General features: G+C 40.1%; 28 protein-coding genes. 9 read left to right on the top strand and 19 right to left on the bottom strand.

Annotated elements, in window-relative coordinates; genetic code table 11:
• Window positions 1–27 precede the first annotated feature (27 nt).
• The 13 genes from CJD36_RS00795 to CJD36_RS23895 all read right to left on the bottom strand — a co-directional run bounded on the left by CJD36_RS00795 (window position 28) and on the right by CJD36_RS23895 (window position 5,944).
• A complete protein-coding gene (locus CJD36_RS00795; RefSeq protein ID WP_105037212.1) occupies window positions 28–228 on the bottom strand; it encodes a dodecin family protein in 201 nt (66 codons plus the stop codon).
• Between the two features lie 38 nt (window positions 229–266).
• Window positions 267–452: a DUF6496 domain-containing protein gene (locus tag CJD36_RS00790; RefSeq protein WP_105037211.1), complete on the bottom strand. Its 186-nt coding sequence runs from the start codon at window positions 450–452 to the stop codon at window positions 267–269.
• Between the two features lie 28 nt (window positions 453–480).
• Entirely contained in the window at window positions 481–768 is a 288-nt protein-coding gene (locus tag CJD36_RS00785) for a hypothetical protein (protein WP_105037210.1), read from the bottom strand.
• 120 nt (window positions 769–888) lie between these two features.
• Window positions 889–1,158: a hypothetical protein gene (locus tag CJD36_RS00780; RefSeq protein WP_105037209.1), complete on the bottom strand. Its 270-nt coding sequence runs from the start codon at window positions 1,156–1,158 to the stop codon at window positions 889–891.
• A 563-nt stretch (window positions 1,159–1,721) separates the two neighbouring features.
• Window positions 1,722–1,991: a hypothetical protein gene (locus CJD36_RS00775; protein ID WP_205685530.1), complete on the bottom strand. Its 270-nt coding sequence runs from the start codon at window positions 1,989–1,991 to the stop codon at window positions 1,722–1,724.
• A 98-nt stretch (window positions 1,992–2,089) separates the two neighbouring features.
• A complete protein-coding gene (locus CJD36_RS00770; RefSeq protein ID WP_105037208.1) occupies window positions 2,090–2,650 on the bottom strand; it encodes a helix-turn-helix domain-containing protein in 561 nt (186 codons plus the stop codon).
• Window positions 2,651–3,015: 365 nt separating this feature from the next.
• The gene (locus CJD36_RS23595; RefSeq protein ID WP_394337882.1) at window positions 3,016–3,192 is read right to left on the bottom strand and encodes an LOG family protein; all 177 of its coding nucleotides are present in this window, start codon (window positions 3,190–3,192) and stop codon (window positions 3,016–3,018) included.
• 112 nt (window positions 3,193–3,304) lie between these two features.
• Window positions 3,305–3,640 carry an LOG family protein gene (locus tag CJD36_RS23590; protein ID WP_240609263.1) on the bottom strand — a complete coding sequence of 112 codons (336 nt, stop codon included), beginning with the start codon at window positions 3,638–3,640 and terminating at the stop codon, window positions 3,305–3,307.
• A 26-nt stretch (window positions 3,641–3,666) separates the two neighbouring features.
• A complete protein-coding gene (locus CJD36_RS00760; protein WP_105037207.1) occupies window positions 3,667–3,876 on the bottom strand; it encodes a DUF2158 domain-containing protein in 210 nt (69 codons plus the stop codon).
• A gap of 39 nt (window positions 3,877–3,915) precedes the next feature.
• Window positions 3,916–4,542: a hypothetical protein gene (locus CJD36_RS00755; RefSeq protein WP_240609262.1), complete on the bottom strand. Its 627-nt coding sequence runs from the start codon at window positions 4,540–4,542 to the stop codon at window positions 3,916–3,918.
• 376 nt (window positions 4,543–4,918) lie between these two features.
• Window positions 4,919–5,170, bottom strand: coding sequence for a hypothetical protein (locus CJD36_RS00750; protein ID WP_105037205.1), 252 nt, complete (start codon window positions 5,168–5,170; stop codon window positions 4,919–4,921).
• A 291-nt stretch (window positions 5,171–5,461) separates the two neighbouring features.
• A complete protein-coding gene (locus CJD36_RS23805; RefSeq protein ID WP_262497490.1) occupies window positions 5,462–5,596 on the bottom strand; it encodes a hypothetical protein in 135 nt (44 codons plus the stop codon).
• A 189-nt stretch (window positions 5,597–5,785) separates the two neighbouring features.
• Complete coding sequence (locus CJD36_RS23895; RefSeq protein WP_394337881.1) at window positions 5,786–5,944, bottom strand: four-helix bundle copper-binding protein; 159 nt, start codon at window positions 5,942–5,944, stop codon at window positions 5,786–5,788.
• A gap of 817 nt (window positions 5,945–6,761) precedes the next feature.
• Between CJD36_RS23895 and CJD36_RS00735 the strand changes: the two genes are divergently transcribed.
• Both CJD36_RS00735 and msrA read left to right on the top strand, forming a co-directional pair.
• Window positions 6,762–8,279, top strand: a complete 1,518-nt coding sequence (locus CJD36_RS00735) for an SIR2 family protein (RefSeq protein ID WP_105037202.1) — start codon at window positions 6,762–6,764, stop codon at window positions 8,277–8,279.
• A 231-nt stretch (window positions 8,280–8,510) separates the two neighbouring features.
• Window positions 8,511–9,002 (top strand): peptide-methionine (S)-S-oxide reductase MsrA, encoded by a 492-nt coding sequence (msrA, locus tag CJD36_RS00730; RefSeq protein WP_105037201.1) that lies wholly within the window; start codon window positions 8,511–8,513, stop codon window positions 9,000–9,002.
• A 196-nt stretch (window positions 9,003–9,198) separates the two neighbouring features.
• Here the strand turns inward: msrA and CJD36_RS00725 are convergent, their stop codons facing one another.
• Together CJD36_RS00725 and CJD36_RS00720 are read right to left on the bottom strand one after the other, a co-directional pair.
• Window positions 9,199–9,651, bottom strand: coding sequence for a DUF1569 domain-containing protein (locus tag CJD36_RS00725; RefSeq protein ID WP_105037200.1), 453 nt, complete (start codon window positions 9,649–9,651; stop codon window positions 9,199–9,201).
• A 60-nt stretch (window positions 9,652–9,711) separates the two neighbouring features.
• Window positions 9,712–9,984, bottom strand: coding sequence for a hypothetical protein (locus tag CJD36_RS00720; RefSeq protein WP_105037199.1), 273 nt, complete (start codon window positions 9,982–9,984; stop codon window positions 9,712–9,714).
• 216 nt (window positions 9,985–10,200) lie between these two features.
• Here CJD36_RS00720 and CJD36_RS00715 point away from each other — a divergent pair, with 216 nt between their 5' ends.
• The 3 genes from CJD36_RS00715 to CJD36_RS00705 all read left to right on the top strand — a co-directional run bounded on the left by CJD36_RS00715 (window position 10,201) and on the right by CJD36_RS00705 (window position 11,660).
• Window positions 10,201–10,590, top strand: a complete 390-nt coding sequence (locus CJD36_RS00715; RefSeq protein ID WP_105037198.1) for a winged helix-turn-helix transcriptional regulator — start codon at window positions 10,201–10,203, stop codon at window positions 10,588–10,590.
• Between the two features lie 172 nt (window positions 10,591–10,762).
• Window positions 10,763–11,203: a hypothetical protein gene (locus CJD36_RS00710; RefSeq protein ID WP_105037197.1), complete on the top strand. Its 441-nt coding sequence runs from the start codon at window positions 10,763–10,765 to the stop codon at window positions 11,201–11,203.
• A gap of 106 nt (window positions 11,204–11,309) precedes the next feature.
• Entirely contained in the window at window positions 11,310–11,660 is a 351-nt protein-coding gene (locus tag CJD36_RS00705) for a DUF2200 domain-containing protein (protein ID WP_105037196.1), read from the top strand.
• A gap of 124 nt (window positions 11,661–11,784) precedes the next feature.
• Here CJD36_RS00705 and CJD36_RS00700 read toward each other — a convergent pair whose 3' ends face one another.
• The 3 genes from CJD36_RS00700 to CJD36_RS00690 all read right to left on the bottom strand — a co-directional run bounded on the left by CJD36_RS00700 (window position 11,785) and on the right by CJD36_RS00690 (window position 13,212).
• Window positions 11,785–12,201 carry a hypothetical protein gene (locus CJD36_RS00700; protein WP_105037195.1) on the bottom strand — a complete coding sequence of 139 codons (417 nt, stop codon included), beginning with the start codon at window positions 12,199–12,201 and terminating at the stop codon, window positions 11,785–11,787.
• Between the two features lie 9 nt (window positions 12,202–12,210).
• Window positions 12,211–12,564, bottom strand: a complete 354-nt coding sequence (locus CJD36_RS00695) for a YciI family protein (protein WP_105037194.1) — start codon at window positions 12,562–12,564, stop codon at window positions 12,211–12,213.
• 78 nt (window positions 12,565–12,642) lie between these two features.
• A complete protein-coding gene (locus CJD36_RS00690; protein ID WP_105037193.1) occupies window positions 12,643–13,212 on the bottom strand; it encodes a Crp/Fnr family transcriptional regulator in 570 nt (189 codons plus the stop codon).
• Window positions 13,213–13,440: 228 nt separating this feature from the next.
• Between CJD36_RS00690 and hemN the strand changes: the two genes are divergently transcribed.
• The 3 genes from hemN (at window position 13,441) to CJD36_RS00675 (ending at window position 17,410) form a co-directional block, all read left to right on the top strand.
• Window positions 13,441–14,805: an oxygen-independent coproporphyrinogen III oxidase gene (gene hemN, locus CJD36_RS00685; RefSeq protein ID WP_105037192.1), complete on the top strand. Its 1,365-nt coding sequence runs from the start codon at window positions 13,441–13,443 to the stop codon at window positions 14,803–14,805.
• 95 nt (window positions 14,806–14,900) lie between these two features.
• Window positions 14,901–16,787 carry a CocE/NonD family hydrolase gene (locus CJD36_RS00680; protein ID WP_105037191.1) on the top strand — a complete coding sequence of 629 codons (1,887 nt, stop codon included), beginning with the start codon at window positions 14,901–14,903 and terminating at the stop codon, window positions 16,785–16,787.
• A 2-nt stretch (window positions 16,788–16,789) separates the two neighbouring features.
• Window positions 16,790–17,410, top strand: a complete 621-nt coding sequence (locus tag CJD36_RS00675) for a hypothetical protein (protein ID WP_105037190.1) — start codon at window positions 16,790–16,792, stop codon at window positions 17,408–17,410.
• A 435-nt stretch (window positions 17,411–17,845) separates the two neighbouring features.
• On the opposite strand, the gene CJD36_RS00670 is transcribed toward CJD36_RS00675, so the two are convergent.
• Window positions 17,846–18,037 carry a hypothetical protein gene (locus CJD36_RS00670; protein WP_105037189.1) on the bottom strand — a complete coding sequence of 64 codons (192 nt, stop codon included), beginning with the start codon at window positions 18,035–18,037 and terminating at the stop codon, window positions 17,846–17,848.
• 162 nt (window positions 18,038–18,199) lie between these two features.
• On the opposite strand from CJD36_RS00670, the gene CJD36_RS00665 reads away from it, so the two are divergent.
• Window positions 18,200–19,891, top strand: coding sequence for a formate--tetrahydrofolate ligase (locus CJD36_RS00665; RefSeq protein ID WP_105037188.1), 1,692 nt, complete (start codon window positions 18,200–18,202; stop codon window positions 19,889–19,891).
• Window positions 19,892–20,000 lie beyond the last annotated feature (109 nt).

The raw sequence follows: 20,000 nt of genomic DNA, 5'->3' as shown, positions 1-20,000 counted from the left end.
TATAAATTCTACAAGATTGACATCGCGTTATTTTTTTTCGAAAGTTATTTTACAGTTTAGCCTCCAATGTGTAATTTTTCCTTTATCCACTTCGGCTGTTAAATTTTCTATATACACAGATCGTATGTTGCGAATAGATTTAGATGCTTCGGTAACTGCATTTTGTGTTGCATCTTCCCAACTTTTTTTTGACTCAGCTAAGAGTTCGATTACTTTTAATAGTGCCATAGTTATTTGTTTTTAGAAATTGTTTAATTACTTTTTGATTAACTTTTTTTTGGGGGAACTTTTGTTCCTGCTTCTCTCGCTTCACTTATACCGATGGCTATTGCCTGCTTGCGAATTTTTACTTTTCCGCCTTGACCGCCTTTACCCGATTTTAATTCTCCATACTTAAATTCATGCATCACCTCTTCAATTTTGTCCTGAGCTATTTTGGAATATTTAGCCATAATTATTTATTTTAAGAAATTGTTCTATTTATTGTTTTGGTGGTTCAGGTTTGGTTGGAAGTGGTTCATCAATGCGGGTGGGGTCTGTTTTTTCTGGTTCTTCAATTCTTGTAGGGTCGTTTTTTTCGGGTTCGTTAACTCCGGGTCTTCGTTTGGTGGGGTCGGGATTTTCATCAGGCTTTGCAGGGGTTGTTGGTTTATTTGGAAGCGGATTCTCTGGTTTTATTTGTGGGTCTTCTCTTTCTTTGCCAAATGATGGTTGATTCGACTTGCTAATAGATTGTTGACTGGAATGGATATTTTGAGTTGTTTTCATTTTTATTAAAATTTTGAATTGATAATTACAAGGCAAAGGTAAGTAACGAAATAGCTACATATATTACATAAATTTGTGAATAAATTACATTATTCCCACATCAAGATTGGAAAAAAAAATTCAGGTACGATACTGTGTGCTATCCCCATGTCCACTATGTAGTGGAATTTCACCATTTTTTCCTGTTTCCGTTAGGGCTATTACATCTTTGCACCCTTTGTAATAATCTATAAAAGCAGTGGAATATAAAGCGTCAAGAAACGATTGAAGCTCATAAATAGTACTGTTCAATTCTTTGACAAATTGATTTACACGTATATGCCGATGGCCATCAGGGTTGTTACTGCTTAATTCTTTTATTTTCAAATGGACATCTCTTATATTGCTCATACAAGTATTTTACAGAAATTGTGTCTTTTAATATTTGAGGTTCGTAAGCGATACCCCAAAATAAGTTAGCACAAGAATTGTATTTCATAGGGCATTGTTTTGCATTGAAATACTATTAAATAATCGTGCCTTTAAATGGACACAAAATCAAGAATTAGAATAATAACTCTGTAACTAATAGTTTTTACAATAGACCTGCGAAGTGTTTCTTCTGAATGAGGTAATTACAGGGAGAAGTTTCTAGTCATTTATTGAATTGTTTGTCGTTTTCTTGACATTGACAACCCGAACTTTTGCAGGGACTTTTTCTAATACGAGCCAAATGAGGGAGTCAAATGTGAAAAGAGAATACATAGTTGTGTATATAGCTGAAGTATCCTTAGTGTTAAATAGTCTTTAATGCCTGAGGTATAAAAGATATAATAGTACAACGTGCGACAATCATGCCAATATAGATGATACACTTCATGAAATTTCCATTTAGCGAAAATAATTTTACAATTAAAAAAAGTACTGTTTAGAAACCTTCTAAACAGTACTTTCTAAAGACTTTTGCTAAATTCCTACTTACTGTTTACTGCGTGATGCTTTGCATCATCTGTTTGTTTTTCAGATGCCATATGGGCATGCCCATTAGCAATTACAGTACTGGTATGAGCCCTATCATGGTTACCTTCTTCATGATGCTTTGCCGCTTGCTTGTGGTGTTTTGCCGCTTCCTCATGATGCTGAGCTGCTTGCTTGTGATTTTCAATACTTTTTTTCACATCACCAGCATTTGGCTGTTTAACTTCATCATTACCTTCTCCGGGATTTTTTGTTGTATTTGACATTTTATCTATTTTTATATTGTGATGGAATAATCACAGTACAAAGGTGATGCCTTATGCTAAATAAAGCATTACACAAATGGAGACGATAGTTACATCATTCACACATTCTCAAGTGCAACAGTTCTTTTTAGATTAAGTTGCTTGTAAGAAGAAGGAGAAAAGCTGGTAACCTTTTTGAATTGGTTAGATAAATGCCCCACGCTGCTGTAATGCATTTTAAAGGATATTTCAGTCAGGCTAAGTTCGTTGTATAAAAGCAGTTCTTTTACCATTTCAATTTTATGGTTGATTATGTATTGCCGAATGGAGATATGCTTCATCGCAGAAAATATGTTAGCAAGATATGTATAATCGAAGCCTAATTTTTTGCTTATATAAATGGAATAATTCATTGGTGGTAATTCATCGGAATAATGAATCATTTCAATAATGAGATTTTTTATTTTTTCAATCAGAATGCTTTTTTTATCGTCAAGCAATTCTAGCCCTGATCTGAGCAAGTTTGCGCTCAGTAGTTCCCGTTGATCGTGTGTTATATCTTCTGGAATTTCAATAATACCGAGATCTATATCTATATATTGTATTCCCATTTTCACCAACTCTTCCGCTACCATCATTTTACAACGCAAACTGACCATGTTCTTTATATACAATATCATAATCAAATAAATAAATTGTGAATAATGTTGTGAACCGATATGCGAACAATAGCTTATAAATATTATTGAGCTCAAAAGTTATAACAAACTCGTGATTATAATTGATTACATAATCATGCCGTTGAGCAGAAAAATGATTAAGATCATGTTTTAGTGGCATGGTCAAACAACACTATCCCCAAAATTAGATACAGATATTTTAAAAAATACGACATTTCTATGAAAAAAATCCACTATTACCTTTCTTCTCCTAAAAATCTTAATGGTTGAATTTTTCTTTTCTTTTTAAGACCAAAGCATTAAATATAATTTTTTATTATATGATTAATCGCTTCGTCAACCGAATCAGTAAACAGGAATGAATATCATCTGGGGCTAATTGTTTTCTCATAAACCATTTTCTGTATGTACTCATATAATTCCAAATAGTACGATTTACCAATGAGTATAACTGGAAATTTCTTTGATTTTCCAGTCTGTATCATTGTTATAGATTCAAAAAAATCATCCATCGTTCCATAACCACCAGCATTACCACAAATGCATACGAATATTTGGTCAATAATATTTTTCGGACAAAGAAGTAATCTATATCAACCCGTTTTTCTAGGTATTTATTGGGTTGTTGCTCTTTGGGCAAAACTATATTACAGCCTATAGGCTTCCGCCTGCTTCTTTCGCACCACGATTGGCTGCTTCCATAATACCTGGGCCACCTCCAGTCATAATGGTAAAACCAATTTGTGCAAGTTGTCTTCCGATATTCCTGGCTATTTCATAATAAGGATGCGTTTCTTGGAAACGCGCAGAACCAAAAATGGTAACAAATGCACCTACAAAATGTAATTTTCTAAAACCCGTATATAAACTCTTTAAAAACACCAAAAAGCAAAAATTAATTCTTTCCATCTTGAATGAGGACCTTCCAGAAATATAGCTTTGTTTAGAACCTTCCGGTGTAAAATCTCCAACCTTACTATTGTTGTGCATCCTGAAAGGAGTTTTCGGTCATATAGTTATCTCGTCACTATTATCAGATCATCTGCACTAAAAGGGCCATAATGAGCTTCTTGTTTAGGGTCATTATCTTTTTCAAACCAAACACAATCAAATATATTCTGTACATACTCCTTAGCTAATACATCATAATGAATACCCTGAACAGACATATTAGGTCCCCCTGAGATTAATTTTACTATATCGCCAGATTTAAATTTTGGTTCCATATTTTTTATTAATTACGAATACTATTTCGTATAATACCATCATTTCCAAATATTAAAATTCAACCGAAATTTATTTTCCCGGAGCAGCTTGTGCCAGTCAATAAACAGGAATACACAGATAAGAATGAGACCTAACAATGTACCTGAAATAGTTTTCCATGATAAAAAGCCATGCGCGACAGCCTGAGCATTTTTAGCTACATAATCTCCGGTAAGTACCATTATCATATCACTGATAAATTTACCGACAAAGGAGGCAAGAACAATATTGATAGTCCTGATCCTAGCCATACCTGCCGCTGTAGATAAAGGCGTTGATGGCAAAGGCATCAATGTATATAGTAATACAAATAGTTGTACTCGCCATCCGTTATTACCTAGTTTTTGTCCAATAAATTGAATATCCTCATTTTTCTGTACTTTAATAATTTTTGCAGATAAAAATGGAATATAGAGACTAAGAATATACCTGCCTAAAGTTGAACCTAAAACTCCTGCCACTAAAACCATCCAGATATTAAGGCCATACCGCATCTGGAAGAATACCATTACAGTCCATGCTGGTGGACCGAAAAAAGGAACAAGATCAACTATAAATGCTGCTATAAAAACTAAAGAATAATACCACAGTATCGCGCAATTTATGGAAAACAAGAATGCAGGCAACTATCTTAAAGAGCCAAAAAAAATCCACATTTTACACTATGGCTAAATGAGGGAGTTTAGTTACCGGGCTTTAAGGGTGTTAATGGTTCAATTCCAGGAAGCACTTCCGGCTTTTGGGGTACTGGTTGCCTTTCTGGAGGTATTGGGGTAATCTCACGCTTGCTTGGTTCATTTGGTAATTCCTTTGGCTGTTTAGGTATCTCTGGAATTTGTTTTGGCTCTGACATAGTTGTTATATTAATTAGGGTCTGCTGATTAACTCTGATGCAGTAAATATTAGATAAAAAAATTCCTTTCTAGCCGTTATGCTCGATTTTGGTGTCCTTCTGTCACAAGGTATCTATCCTTATTAGACTTGAGCTGTCAAAGGGATTTATCATTTTATAATCTCAGAATGGGAAACAATAACTTTATGACCATCGTTATTCGTTACATCAAGATAATATTCCTTGCCATCATTTCCATCTTTAAGCATTTTCATTTCATTCGCTACTGCTTCGTCAACGTCTGAATACATAGCCAAAAGTTTTGCGTCGCTGTCTATGGATGCCAGTGTAATTATTGCACCGTTATAAAAATACCTAACTGTAATGAGGTTGTCTCTCAAGTCGAATTCCTGTATCATCATACAATATATTTATTATATTTATTGCAAAATCCGGTTATGTTGACCACCTGATTCCGATTTAAGCTGACCAATGTAACCCGATTCAAATTGATCAATCTCTTCTTGCTCAAATTGATCACCTTTGCGAAGAAAAAGTTCATACTCTTAGAACGCGAATAGTGTTAAAGTTACCACCCAAAACTTTACACTGATGGCCGCTAACATTCCGATAAACATGATTAAGATAAGAAAAATACTCGTTTACACCTACGGGGGCGCAGAAGATGGAAATCGCTGTTATTTCTGGCTAGTCTAATCGTATCGCTCATTTGCGTCATGATATGATACATCTATACCATTGGTGTCGCTCTCTAACTCATAACCTTGAGTTAGGTCAGCATGGTAAGCTGCCTTTTCAGCAGTCCCTTCCTGCAAACTGTTATTCACTGGTTTGGATTGTATTGGACCTTCAATGAATCTATGCGATACTTGATCCTGATAAATACCTCTCATAATACAATGTTTGTAAGAATAGCAGTAGAACCGCGCAAGCGACATTACTGTAAATCCAATGTGAAATAATGGGGAATGCCATGAAAACAATCCCATTCCAATGGTAAATGCCTTATTTGGGAATTATTGCATTTTCGAACACTCGTCAGCGCATTTATTACATGCATCTGCACACTCCTTGCAATGGTCGTTGTGGTGCTTTTTGCATTCTTCAGCACAAGCTTTGCATACCTCAGCACAGAGCTTACAGATAGCTTTAGCGTGAACGCTTCCCAAACTCATAAGCTGGGCCGCAGCATAACATAGAGCAGCACATTCCATATCCATTTGGATACATTTTGCCATCATGTTTACATCCTGCTCTGAAAGGCAAGAAGATGCACAATGATTACATGTTGACGCACATTTAAGGCAGGCATCAATACATTTTTGGTACTCGTGATAACCCATGGTACGTTGGTTTTAAAAAATGACTATATATTTGTTTATTCTACTCAATAATTGCGCACTTTAATGGTACGTTCATTTTCTTCTACTAATGGTAGTTAGCTAGATAAAGTGAATTTAAATAACATTCTGGCAGGTATACTAAAGCGTCAATTGCTGACTGTCATTACTCTTAGGTATAAGCTACTTATATCATTGCAGCAAAACCGTGCCCTTATGCGAAAACATGACCAGAATCATGTATTAAAAATAAACATACTTATAATGGTGATTCTACGTTCAACCAAAGCGCAGCACAGACCTTATAATTTTAGCTTCAAAGCAACCTTATAAATTTCAATTAAATCATCCCATATTTGGTTCGACATTTCCCCTGTCGAGCCTACCAAAGAAAAGCCAATCATTTACTGATTGGCTTTTTTATTTTCCAGCAACTAGTCAATTTTCCGCCAGTTCACTTATAGATAGATATCTTATATTACCTGAAAAGTTTAGAAAATATTTTACTTTTAACGCTTTGGCAATTAAAGTATTTTGAAATACTAAATTCTTGATCTTTATGAGTACATATTTGCGAGACTACTTTCCTCAGCCTTTGCTTGATGACATAGTAAAAGGAAATTGTTAGCCAATTATCGGATCTGGATTTTCGATGAATGCGATAGTACCTAAAGGCAAGCAAATGTTATTGTGGGATTCTCTAGGTAAGAAATTAGGCGAATATCTGCCAGATTATCAGTATTCTAATGCCCTTGACGCGATATCGGCGTATGGTCATGAATTTTCTAGAAATAAGCTAATTGAAAAATTGGCAAATGTATTATTAGTCGATCAAATAAAGCCTGGAGAAGCCCACAAAGCATTTGCGAAACTTCCATTTAAATTGATTGTTACAACCAATTTTGATTTCCTTCTAGAACAGAGCTATTCTTATTGCAAACCAATTTTAGATGAGAGCCAATTATCGATCTCTGTCAATGACAATAGTGTTTCAATTCTTAAAATACATGGTGATTTACATCATCCCAACAAATTAGTAGCTACAGAAGAAGATTATGATCTTTTTATTGAGAAAAACCCTCTTTTTTCAACCTTTTTGGCCAATCAATTAATTACAAAAACACCGCTATTTATCGGGTATAGTATTGACGATCCAGATCTAAGGCAAATTTTTAAAGTTGTCAACGAAAGACTGGGTAATTCTAAACGCCCAGCCTATACAATAAAGCTTAATTCTACTCATCATGAAATATCGAAGTTTGAAAGGCGCGGAATTAAGGTTATAAACATCATTGACAAAGAACTTAGCTATTCAAGATTATTTGAATTAATATTTACCGAACTTGAATCTTATTGGCAAAATGAAATACTTAAGACTGGGACATTTACTCAAGAGGAATCACAATCTGAAATTCTTGTAAAGGATGACTCAAAAAACAGACTGTGTTTTTTTTCAATACCATTTCAGTTGCTTTCATTTTACAAACAAAATTTGTTCCCTATAGCAGAGAGTTATGGATTTGTTCCCATAACTGCAGATGAAGTTCTCACATCAGGAGATACAATTTTAGCGAAGATTTCAGCTTTAATTGATAAGGCCGAAATCCTTGTTATGGACATAAGTAGCCAAAACAATAACGTCATGCTTGAATTAGGCATGGCAACGGCTAAAGGGAACAGCAAGAAAATTCTTGTATTTAAAGATGAAGACGATCAAATACCATCTGACTTGGGAGGGATAACTTACATCAATAAACCAAATGATATTTTTACAGATTACGAAGGTTTTTTCAATGAAGTTGAGAATTGGTTTAGAGATATCGCTGAAGTGTACCGTGAATATTTTGAGAACGAACCATCTAGGTTATTAAACAAAAATGAATACAGAGCAGCTATCGTTTCTGCAATTTCTTTGTTAGAGAAAACTCTACGCAGCAAGATAAGCATTAATGAAACTCAATATAAATATAGAGCCATCCCTCTTTTTCAAATCGTAAGAATAGCAGTTGAACAAAACATTGTTGACAAAAAAGATTATATAACTCTTCGCCAAGGATTAGAAATACGAAATACAATAGTGCATTCAACTACTGCAATATCTATTACCAAAGATAAAGCCAAAAAAATAGTGGACTCAGTGAATAAAATTGTAAAATCTCTACGACAATAAGTGCTATGCTTTTGCCACAAATTTAGTAAAATAGATATAGTAAATTTCAATCAACCTATCAAATGTCGGGTTTAATCCACTTGCCCTCTAACAGAGAAAAGCCGATCATTCTCCGATTGCTTTTTTTGACCATTTACCGAAGCAACACCATCCAACACCATGTTAAAATCACATTACTCCTAAAAGCTCACCTGTTTGTACCTTACCTTTATTCTCTTAAAAAAAAGTAGAATGAGTACTGAAAAATCAATTTTGGCCGGTGGTTGCTTTTGGGGAATGGAAGAGTTGATACGGCACTACCCCGGCGTTCTTTCAACAGTGGTCGGCTACACGGGTGGTAATGTTGCTAATGCCACTTACCGCAACCATGGCACACATGCCGAAGGCATAGCAATCACATTCGACCCAACAATGCTTTCCTTTCGCAAGCTATTGGAGTATTTCTTCCAAATACATGACCCGACTACCCGCAACAGACAGGGCAATGATATTGGCACATCTTATCGTTCTGCTATATTCTACCTGAGCGATGCGCAGCGCGATACGGCCAATGAACTGATCAAAGAAATGGAAGCATCAGGAAAGTGGCCCGGTAAGATAGTAACGGAAGTAGTGCCTGCAACCGACTTCTGGGACGCAGAAGCCGAACACCAGGACTATCTGCAAAAACACCCTTATGGTTATACCTGCCATTTCGAAAGGGCTACCTGGAAACTAGATTAGCGTATTCAATGTGAATTAAAGTCGAATCAAATTTGCAACAGCAGACGGTTTAGCAAACAGCGTACAAAATATAAGATCTCATCAGATAATATCTGATGAGATCTCTTTTTTTAGAAGTTTATATACGTGGCTTTAGATGATCCCAATACTACTTCCGGTAAAATACCCCCTGCATTTGTGCGCATGTACTAACGCCTTATACTCCAAACTGGCGTAGATGATGGTCCAGGTGTTTGTAGTTGAGTATCCCCCACTCTTTTTGCGTCATCTTACCAAAAAACGGATGGATCTCTTCCTTTATGCCCGCTTCACCCTTTGCGTACAATTCATTCACAGCGGCAATCAGCCGCCCTTTCTCTTGTTCAAAGTCTCTGGTATCGGTTATTGTTAATTCGGGTGCGGTCGGTGAGTTCCTCCTGAATTCCCCCGCTCCCAGTACTTTGTTTTTCAATAGCCTGCCCAGCACATTTATAGGAAACAGAACCCTACGTGGCGTCAATGCTCCCGTGGTCATCTTAAGGCCTTCACTACAATGTGAGAGCATTTGGTTCACGTTCATTTTCCCCCAAACAGCCGGGTTGGATGGAGCTACCTTTTCTATTCGCCTTAATAGCTCGTTTTTATCCTGATCATTGAAAATGCTGCTCATAAAAAAACCTTTCACTAAAAGTAATCATTTAGCGAATGTATAGGTAACAGGCAGTTTTCATCAGATCTCACTATCCTTGATCAGGGACAATATCTCCAGCGACTTTTTAAATTGATAGAGCGGCAAAGTGGTCATCAATTCATTGACTTTGTCAAGGTCTACATTTTTAAAAATGAGTACAGCCCCATTTTTTGTTTGCCTTAAAAATAGCTGGTCCAGATAGCCGGCCTCTTTCCATTCTTTTACCACTCTACGCTCGTGCTGCAGCACTTCAGGAAAGTTAGCCGGGAGGTTTTCTGTGTCGATCGTGAGAATCACTAGTATTCTGTTCATACTTTATATATTCTATTGGTTAAAAACTAATCGTTATTGCCTATGGACCTTCTATGGTCATCATTTAGCTTGTTCATCCTCATGCCTTATATACCCATAGCAAAAGAAAAACACGTACTATCTTGATTTTCAGATCAATAGTCGCCGAAATTATTAGATTTGCCTGTATTAAGGTGATATGCGCATATTATAGGTATAGGCTAAAATTATAGACCAATGGAAAGTAAGGCAGTTAGAAAGAACAAAGACTTTATGCCGGGCAACTGCCCGGTGGCATATACTATGAATATCATTGGTGGAAAATGGAAGCCAAGCATCATACATATGATCCGAACCGACAGGAATCGGTATAGTCTTTTGCTAAAGAATATTACAGAGATCAGTAAGCAGACTTTGACCAATCAGCTTAGGGAAATGGAGATGGACGGCATATTGGAGCGGATCATTTATCCTGAAATACCACCACGAGTGGAATATAAGATCACGCCATATGGCAGTACTTTATTGCCCATAATAGACAGTATGTATCAGTGGGCGAAAACGAACATGCCCAATAAACCGGCGACCAGTAGTGAATATTGCAGCGTGGTCGACAACACTATTTGAGGCTGACGCATGAAATAGAGATCTCTTGCGTCAAACATTTGGATGACACCGTCGGGCGTACGAGTCCGGCGAAGTATGCAGGCACTAGCGATACGAGGGGTACCAGCGTAAGAAATATACCTTTGAAGTTGAAAGTCAAGTAACAATTATCTACAAACAATACATTTACACTATGAAATACCTGCTCACTATTCTTCTGTTCTATGCATTTACTGCAAATGCTCAGGTGCCTTTTACTAAGAAATATAAAGACTGCGACATTACCGACACCTGTTTATATTGTGGCGATACACGGGCAGCATACACCAAAAATATTGCCGGTAAATTTCAACGTAGTCTTGATCATAGCTCGGTAAAGTGGATGAGCACAAGTGGGCGTCTCTATTTTGAGATCGCAGTAGATTCTACCGGACATTCATGTGTGCTCAGCATCAAAGATGAGGTGCATATGAATGACCTCACAGAGAATATCAGAAGATGCATCAATAACCTATGGGACTGGACACCCGCAAAGCTGGGAGGCAGACCGATCAACTCCACTGTAATTCTGGAGTTGTATTTTATTGGCGATGTGGCAAGTGTAAAATTCATAAAACCCGAAGAGGCGCATTAGCAGATAGTTTTTTTGTGTTCGCAGGTGAAAGCTAGCATTAGACAAGTACAGTTCCGTTTTGAAACCGACGATCTGCTTACTAACTTTGGAGAATAATAACTCCCGTATGGTCAATACTAAGATCTTTAAATCCTCTTTTGCCGTCGTCTACGACTTATATATAAAAAAGGCAGAAAGAAAAGGACATACCAAGGCTGAAGTAGACACCGTCATCTATTGGCTGACGGGATATAATGAACGTACGCTACAGGAACAAATAGATCTGAAGACCGATTTTGAGACCTTCTTTGCGCAGGCACCACAGATGAATCCGAATGTCACTAAAATTACAGGCATGATATGTGGCTACCGCATAGAAGAGATAGAAGATGAGCTGATGCGGAAGATCAGGTACATGGACAAACTGGTTGATGAGGTAGCCAATGGAAGGGCAATGGAGAAAATATTGAGAAAGTAGGTACTGAGATTAGGTTACTCATTTTGACTGCAAAAATATGCGTACAATAATGCCGATCGTGAATTGATCGGCATTATTGTACGCATAAAACAGGAACTATATCGGGCTGTAGCTTTGAGCTGAGTTACCCCACTACTCTTTTGTCTTTTGCTACGAATCTTGCATAGCCAAGTAGTGCGCCAATAACCATAATATTCCTGAAGAAATTAACCATTTCCAATTCCTGATTGCGGGCGGCATCAACTGCCATACCAATAGTTTCCGGGCCATGACCCATCGCTCGGGGTAAGTGGACCAACAATGCCATAAGTAACACATACAGTGCCATAAGTGTATAAGCCAGTTTATCAAACTTTCCTGTAAATGCACTTGTTATAAAAGCGCAGATGCATGCCAGCGTAAAGTAATTCCAGAAGTAAGGAAATGGAAGGAATGAAGGAACAAATGATGCCTCCACATCAGGCTTACCCAGGTGCAGCCCTACATATAGAAGAAACGAAGCGGGGAATAAATATCGACCGAATGATAATAATTTATCCATAAAATAAGATTAGCCTAAGGGGAATGGGACAAGTGTACGGATCTCTACAGAGCTATTCGGGTATTTCAGAATGGGGCAACCCTTGCTCCATTGCTGAACTTCTTCAACATTATCAGACTTGCAAATGAGAAACCCTGAAACCAATACTGTATTAGCTTCCTTATAAGGTCCCACCTCTACAGTGGTGTTGGTAACAACAGTGGAGTGGTATTCTATTGGCGCCGTAGTTACCAACTTACCCTGCATGGCAATATTGCCTATCCAACTTTGCCACAGCGGCATGTCGGTTGCCATATCTTGGGCAGTAGCCATGTAGCCATCTGCGGCGCTGGCATTGCGAAATAATAATAAATACTCTTTCATCGCTTATGATTTTTGATCGTTTATAATGATCAAAATTCAACAATCAGTTGGTAGCAAACGATGACAAAAGTCGATGTTTTAAAGCTGTGCTTTTAGTCGGCTGAACACATCTTTATTGATGCCCAGATAAGAAGCAATAAGCTTACTGGAGAGTCTGGTCATGAGATCCGGTCGGTATTCCATCAACCATTGAATCCGCTCCAGAGCGTTTAGAGATACAAAGGTATTTATGCGATAAACGGAATTGGCATACGATGCCTCAAGTATCTGCTTATACACCTTATCAAACTGCGGAACTTGCTCCATCATGTTCTGAAAATTCCGCCGGTCTATAGCCAGTAGCTCGCTGGATTCAACTGCCTTTATCGACTCTGTAGCCGCTTGCCCACTACCAAAGCTTATCAACTCAGAACACCAGTTATCCTCAATAACAATGTCACGCGTAGTGTCATTCATATCCTTGTCGTGCACATAGACTTGCAGACAACCTTTCGCGATAAAGTAGACGTATTTGCAAACCTCACCACTCCGCAAAATATGTTCATTTCGCTTCACCATAATTGGCTTAAAAGAAGCCAGAACTATTTCCAGGTTTTCTATGTCATTGCCCAATCTCTTAACTATATGGTTGCGTAATGTATCTATCATTTTGTATTGAGGTTAAATTAATCTAATTGACACCGCACGATTTTGTCTCTTATCAAAATTACAGAGGAAAACAATTTAGGTCACTCTCCCTTATTAACTTTTCTACTAACTAGACCTTATATAGCTGTAACGATCGGTTAGATTTAAAAAAATATCAGCTGAATTTCTGACCACGGTCATGTTTTTTGCAACAGGCCAAAAGTAATTTTGCGGGTCAATATTGAGTCTATGACCACTTCACATTTGCTGCAAAAGTATAACGTACCCGTTCCCCGCTACACTAGCTACCCTACTGTGCCCATATGGAAAGACGAGATAGATACCGCGGAATTTTCGAAGGTTTTTGTGCAACAATTTGAACTTGAAAACAAAGCCAACGGTATCAGTCTGTACATTCACCTGCCCTTTTGTGAATCACTCTGTACCTACTGTGGCTGCAACAAAAAGATAACTACCAACCATAACGTTGAAGACGATTATATAGACTCTATAGTAAAGGAATGGCACCTGTATCTGGGCCTGATGAATGAAACGCCGGTCATCCGCGAGCTGCACCTGGGCGGGGGAACACCAACATTTTTCTCTCCCGACAATCTCTACCGCCTGCTAACATCTATATTCAAGACCTCCATTATTCACGAGGGGCATGAATTCAGTTTTGAGGGCCATCCCATCAATACCACGGAGGCACATCTACAGGCATTATATGATCTTGGCTTCAGAAGGCTAAGCCTGGGTGTACAGGATAATGACCCGAAGGTGCAATTGGTCATTAACAGGATACAACCAATAGAAAATGTACGGAACGTAACGGAGATAGCCCGTAAGATCGGCTACACATCTGTAAACTACGACCTTATTTACGGACTGCCACTGCAAACACATGAGAGCATAACCCGTACCATACAACAGACCATACTGTTACAACCCGACAGGATAGCATTCTACAGCTATGCACATGTGCCATGGACTAGTAAAGGTCAGCGCCTATTTGATGAGAACGACCTGCCTAGCGCCGATAACAAGCTATTACTGTACCAGACTGGCAAGGAAATATTCCTGGAACATGGCTATTGCGATGTAGGTATGGACCACTTTGCCCTGCCGGAAGATGCGCTGTTCATAGCATCGCAAAACGGTGAGCTGCACAGAAACTTTATGGGCTACACAACACAGCATACCAATATGTTGATAGGATTGGGTGTTTCCAGCATTAGCAGCACGGGCCGCAGCTTTTCACAAAACGTAAAGACCGTTCACGATTACTACGACCGTATAAAGAATGATCTGCTACCGGTACAAAAAGGCTACTTCCTTAACGATGAGGACATACGCTTTGGCCAATATATACTGGATATCAGCTGCAGTGGTAAAACAACTATACAGCCTGCCGATTGGGATATGGTGTATGCAATGTGCCTGGAAGAATTGGAAAAGCTGGAACAAGACGGACTGGTGAGCATCAGCGGTTACGAAGTTCAGGTAACACCAAGAGGCAGAAATTTCATCAGGAACATCTGTAGTGCCTTCGATCTGTATCTGCAAAAAAGCAAAATAAGCAGCAGTAAGAAGATGTTTAGCAATGCAATATAGCAGGCCATTGTGGTTAGATAAGCTATCATAGCACTCAACTTACCCGCAGCAAAACTCATCTCCTTTTGTATATTTACTGCATAACAGCTGAATATATGAACAAGATAGGTTTCCTGGTAGTTTTGATGGCACTGCCATTTATGAGCCTGGCCAATAAGGCCGACTCCACCTGGATGGCGGAACACTACACCAAGAAAGAGCTCTATATACTCATGCGGGATGGAGTGAGATTATTCACCACCATCTACCAACCCAATGATAATAAGAACGATCACCCTATCCTGCTAAATCGCACACCCTACTCCATTGGCCCCTATGGAGAAAAGTTTAAAGACTACTGGAACATACCCTACATGAACTACCTGAAAGAGGGGTACATAATGGTACTGCAGGATGTGAGAGGCAAGTATATGAGTGAGGGTGTATTTGAAGATGTGCGCCCCTACCTGCCTGCAAATGACAAAGCCAAGACGGATGAAGCCAGCGATACTTATGATACCATAGACTGGCTGATCCACAATGTAAAAGGCACGAACAAACGCGTAGGCTTATACGGTATATCATACCCCGGCTACTATGCAATGATGGGTGCGCTGTGCGGCCATCCGGCATTAAAGGCGGCAAGTCCACAGGCACCGGTAACAGACTGGTTTGCCGGTGATGACTTTCACCACAATGGTGCATTTATGGAGATGGATGCATTCAACTTCTACTCTTCATTTGGCAAGCCAAGGCCGGTGCCAACCAAAGAGAGTGCACCCGGTTTTCAGTACTATACCAAAGACAACTACAAATTCTACCTGGGCATACCTACCCTTACCGACCTCAGCTACTATGTGGGTAGTGATGTAAAATTCTGGAACGACCTGTATGCTCACCCCGACTACGACAAGTGGTGGCAAGACCGCAATACCCGAAACTACGCTCAGTACATTCCTAAAAATGTAGCCACGCTGGTAGTTGGCGGTCTGTTTGACGCCGAAGACTGCTTTGGTGCATGGAACTTGTACAAGTCGATTGAAGAAAAAGCACACAACACCAATAAGCTGGTAATGGGTCCGTGGAGCCATGGAGGCTGGGCACGAGGCACGAGTGAGTTTCTGGGCAATGTACGATTTGGGAAAAAAGTATCGGAGTGGTATCAGCAAAAAGTAGAACTACCCTTCTTCCAGTATTACCTGCAGGATAAGGGAGACATAAAGAAGATAAAAGAAGCAACCATATTCTTTACCGGAACTAATGAATGGAAAAAGATGAGCAAGTGGCCGGCCGAAGAGGTGGACTACAAGCGCATGTACCTGCAGGTAGATGGCAAATTATCTTATGATGTCCCCTACAGCAGCGGCCCTAAGTACATTAATAAGTACACCAGTAATCCCAACAAACCTGTGCCCTACACCGAAGATGTGCATTTTAAACGCACCCGCGAATATATGACGGATGATCAGCGGTTTGCCGCGCGCCGCCCCGATGTGATGGTGTACCAGACAGATTCGCTGAAGGAAGACATAACACTGGCAGGACCAATAGTGGCCAATATATTCACGGCCATCAGCAGCACCGATGTAGACATAGTAGTGAAAGTGATCGACGTATTCCCCGACAATTTTGCATACGATACTACCCGCGACGGCACAGGCAGCGGCAAAGACTACCCTATGGGTGGCTACCAGATGCTGGTGCGTGGCGAAGTAATGCGCGGCAAGTATCGCAACAGCCTCAGCAAGCCTGAGCCGTTTACACCCGGAAAGGTTACAGAGGTAAAATTCAAGATACCCGATGTGGCGCATGTGTTCAAAAAAGGCCACCGCATAATGGTTCAGGTGCAGAGCTCATGGTTTCCGCTGGTAGACCGCAACCCGCAGAAGTTTGTCAATATCTATACTTGTGATAAGAGCGACTTTGTGAATTGCGATGTGGGGATCAATTGCGGAAGTGATAATCCGTCGAGCATAATTTTACCAATAATGAGACCTGAATAACAATGAGTATACTCAATGAACTGGCTTCTGTAATGAACATAAGAAGCACCGAACCTAATAAAGCACTGGCACAAAAGCTCGCCGATACTAATAATGAAGCAGGCGTGCAGGAGCTCGTAGATAACATTGGCAACAAGAAAATACAAAGCGACATTATAAAAACGCTCTATGAGTTGGGCGAAAGAAAGCCTGCTTTGATAGTACCTCATGCAGCAATATTCATAACACTACTAGATAGTAAGAACAACCGCATGGTATGGGGCGCTATGTGCGCACTCAGCGCCATAGCTACTGAGTGTGCCCCGCTACTATATAAAGCAATAACCAAAATAGTAGCCATAGCAGATAAGGGAACAGTGATCACCAAAGATCATGCAGTAAATATACTGGTGAAGCTATCTGCATTTAAGGAATATGCCGACGATACACTACCCCTGCTACTGGAACAAATACTGGCCGCACCAATGAACCAGATGCCTACCTATGCCGAAAAGACATTACCTGTAATTGACGCAGCCAACAAGCCCGCATTCCTGGACATATTGACTACACGACTACCAGACATAGAAGGCGACGCTAAAAGGAAGAGACTGGAGAAAGTAATAAAAAAAGTGAGCAAATAAATTTGTTAGGGCATATTACTCCTATCAACGACTACATTAAACAGTAAGTGAAAAGTAGTAATGATGCCGAAGGTATCATATGTCTATAGCAAAGTCAGGAAGCAACTGTGCAACGATGCCGAAGGTATCGCATGTCTGTGTAAGCGAATTTTCCAGATCCTTTTCGGCGTAATCATAATGACTACATCGCAGTAGTTGCCAGTCTTCTGACACCCTTAAATACTGTTTCGATAGCAACATTTAATAAAGAATCGCAGAAAACCTGAAGCGTCGGCTGAGCTTGCGAAGAGCGGTCGAGCCATCCACAAGCACACGCAGCATAGCTCCTTTTGCGTGCGGAGCAGTTCGCAAAAGTGCCGTTTTCTTTGTTTCTTTCTTTGCGGCAGCACAAAGAAAGAAAATATGCGGTTGGATATATAAGCTGCTTTGTCGAATTTACATGCCTGATAATTTCCTCATCAGGTTCACACCACCCTTCTTCTGGCCATTCACCTGGGCATTACCACTTTTACCGCCGCTCTTCTTAGAAGCCTGGCCGGAAAATGATATTGACTTTGATGGGAGCTTCGCGCCTTTCTTTGGTGCTGCTTTAGGTTGTGGTGCTGCTTTCTTTTCCGGAGTGTCCATTGGATACGATGTTTACAATTGAACCTGTAAGCTAACCAAAATGTACGAACATCAGTAGAAAATCACTGCGGATGTATAATAATTGAGCAATTTATTTTTGATTATTCCGATTATTATTTACTTTGTTAGTTCATAGACGAAATGATAAAAAACTAAAAACGTATGTCAGACCAGCAAGTAAAGAAATTTCCATCAGACATTGAAATATCAAGAGCGGCGAAGCTATTGCCAATTGCCAAAATAGCGGCCAACATTGGTATAGATCCCGAAGACATTATACCCTACGGTAAATACAAGGCTAAAATACCACTGTCATACATTAACGAAGACAAGATAAAGGAGAGCAACCTGATATTGGTCACTGCAGTTACCCCTAACAAGGCAGGTGTGGGTAAGACCGTTACCAGCGTTGCATCATCACTGGGCTTGAACTATATAGGTAAGAAAACAGCTGTAGCACTACGCGAACCCAGCCTTGGACCATGCTTTGGCATGAAAGGCGGCGCCGCAGGTGGTGGCTATTCGCAGGTATTACCTATGGATGAGATCAACCTCCACTTCACCGGCGACTTCCACGCTATCACTTGTGCCAACAACATGATAGCTGCCCTGCTCGATAACTACCAGTATCAGAACCGTAAGAATGATAAAGGACTGGAGCGTATAGTATGGCGCCGTGTGCTGGATGTGAACGACCGTTCGCTCCGCCAGATAGTTACCGGCCTTGGTGGCACAGGTAATGGTATACCTACAGAAGCAGGTTTTGATATTACTACCGCATCTGAGATCATGGCACTCCTTTGCCTGGCTACAGACCTGGATGATCTGCTGGCACGTATAGAGCGTATTGTATTGGGCTTCAGGTTCGACAAAACTCCGTTTACCGTTAAAGATCTGGGCGTGGCAGAAGCAATAACCGTATTGCTGAAAGATGCTATTATGCCTAACCTTGTGCAGACAACCGAGAACACAACCGCATTTATACATGGTGGTCCATTTGCCAATATAGCTCATGGTTGCAACTCAGTAATAGCTACCAAGATGGCTATGAGCAGCAACGAATATGTAGTAACAGAAGCCGGCTTCGGCAGCGACCTTGGCGCAGAAAAGTTCCTCGACATTAAGTGCCGCCTTACCGGTCTTACACCTAAGGCAACTGTAATAGTAGTGACGACAGGTGCATTAAAGCTGCACGGCGGCGTGGCCGATGGCGAAATATCTAAGCCAAACAAAGAAGCCATGATCACCGGCCTGGGCAACCTGCGCAGGCACATCAACAACATGAAGGAATTCGGCCAGAGCGTTATAGTATCGTTCAACCGCCACAAGCATGACAACGATGATGAAGTTGGCTACCTCGAAAACTGGTGTGGCGAAGAAGGCGTTGCATTTGCTATAAACAATGGCTTTACCACAGGCGGCGAAGGCGCAGCAGCACTGGGCAAGAAGATAGTAGAGGTTGTTGAAAACAATCCGAGCAAGCCAATCAACTTTGCCTACGACCTCGAAGACTCCATAGGCACTAAAATAGAGAAGATAGCCAAGCGTGTGTACAAAGCAGGCGAAGTTACGTTCAGCCAGACAGTAGAGAACAAGATAAAATCATACACTAAGAATGGATGGGCCAACCTGCCTATCTGTATAGCCAAAACACAATACTCCTTCAGCGACGACCCTAAGCGCGTCAACGCACCCGAAGGCTTCAGCCTCCATATCCGCGACATCGTTATCCAGGCAGGCGCCGGCTTCATCGTAGCCATCGCCGGTGAGATCATGCGTATGCCGGGCCTCCCTGAAGATCCGCAAGCTTACCGCATTAAGCTGGTAGATGGTGAGATCGAGGGATTGAGTTAATTTCCCTGATGATATTTATTAAAGCGCCCCGAGGTTTTCGGGGCGCTTTGCAATTATATCAATTAAATATTTCGCGTGAAAAACTAATAAAATCTACGAGGTTAATTCT

It is taken from the genome of Flavipsychrobacter stenotrophus, assembly GCF_002954265.1.
Taxonomy (GTDB): domain Bacteria; phylum Bacteroidota; class Bacteroidia; order Chitinophagales; family Chitinophagaceae; genus Flavipsychrobacter; species Flavipsychrobacter stenotrophus.
The sequence above is the reverse complement of the archived record's forward strand: the minus strand, read 5'-3'. Positions and strand labels throughout refer to the sequence as shown.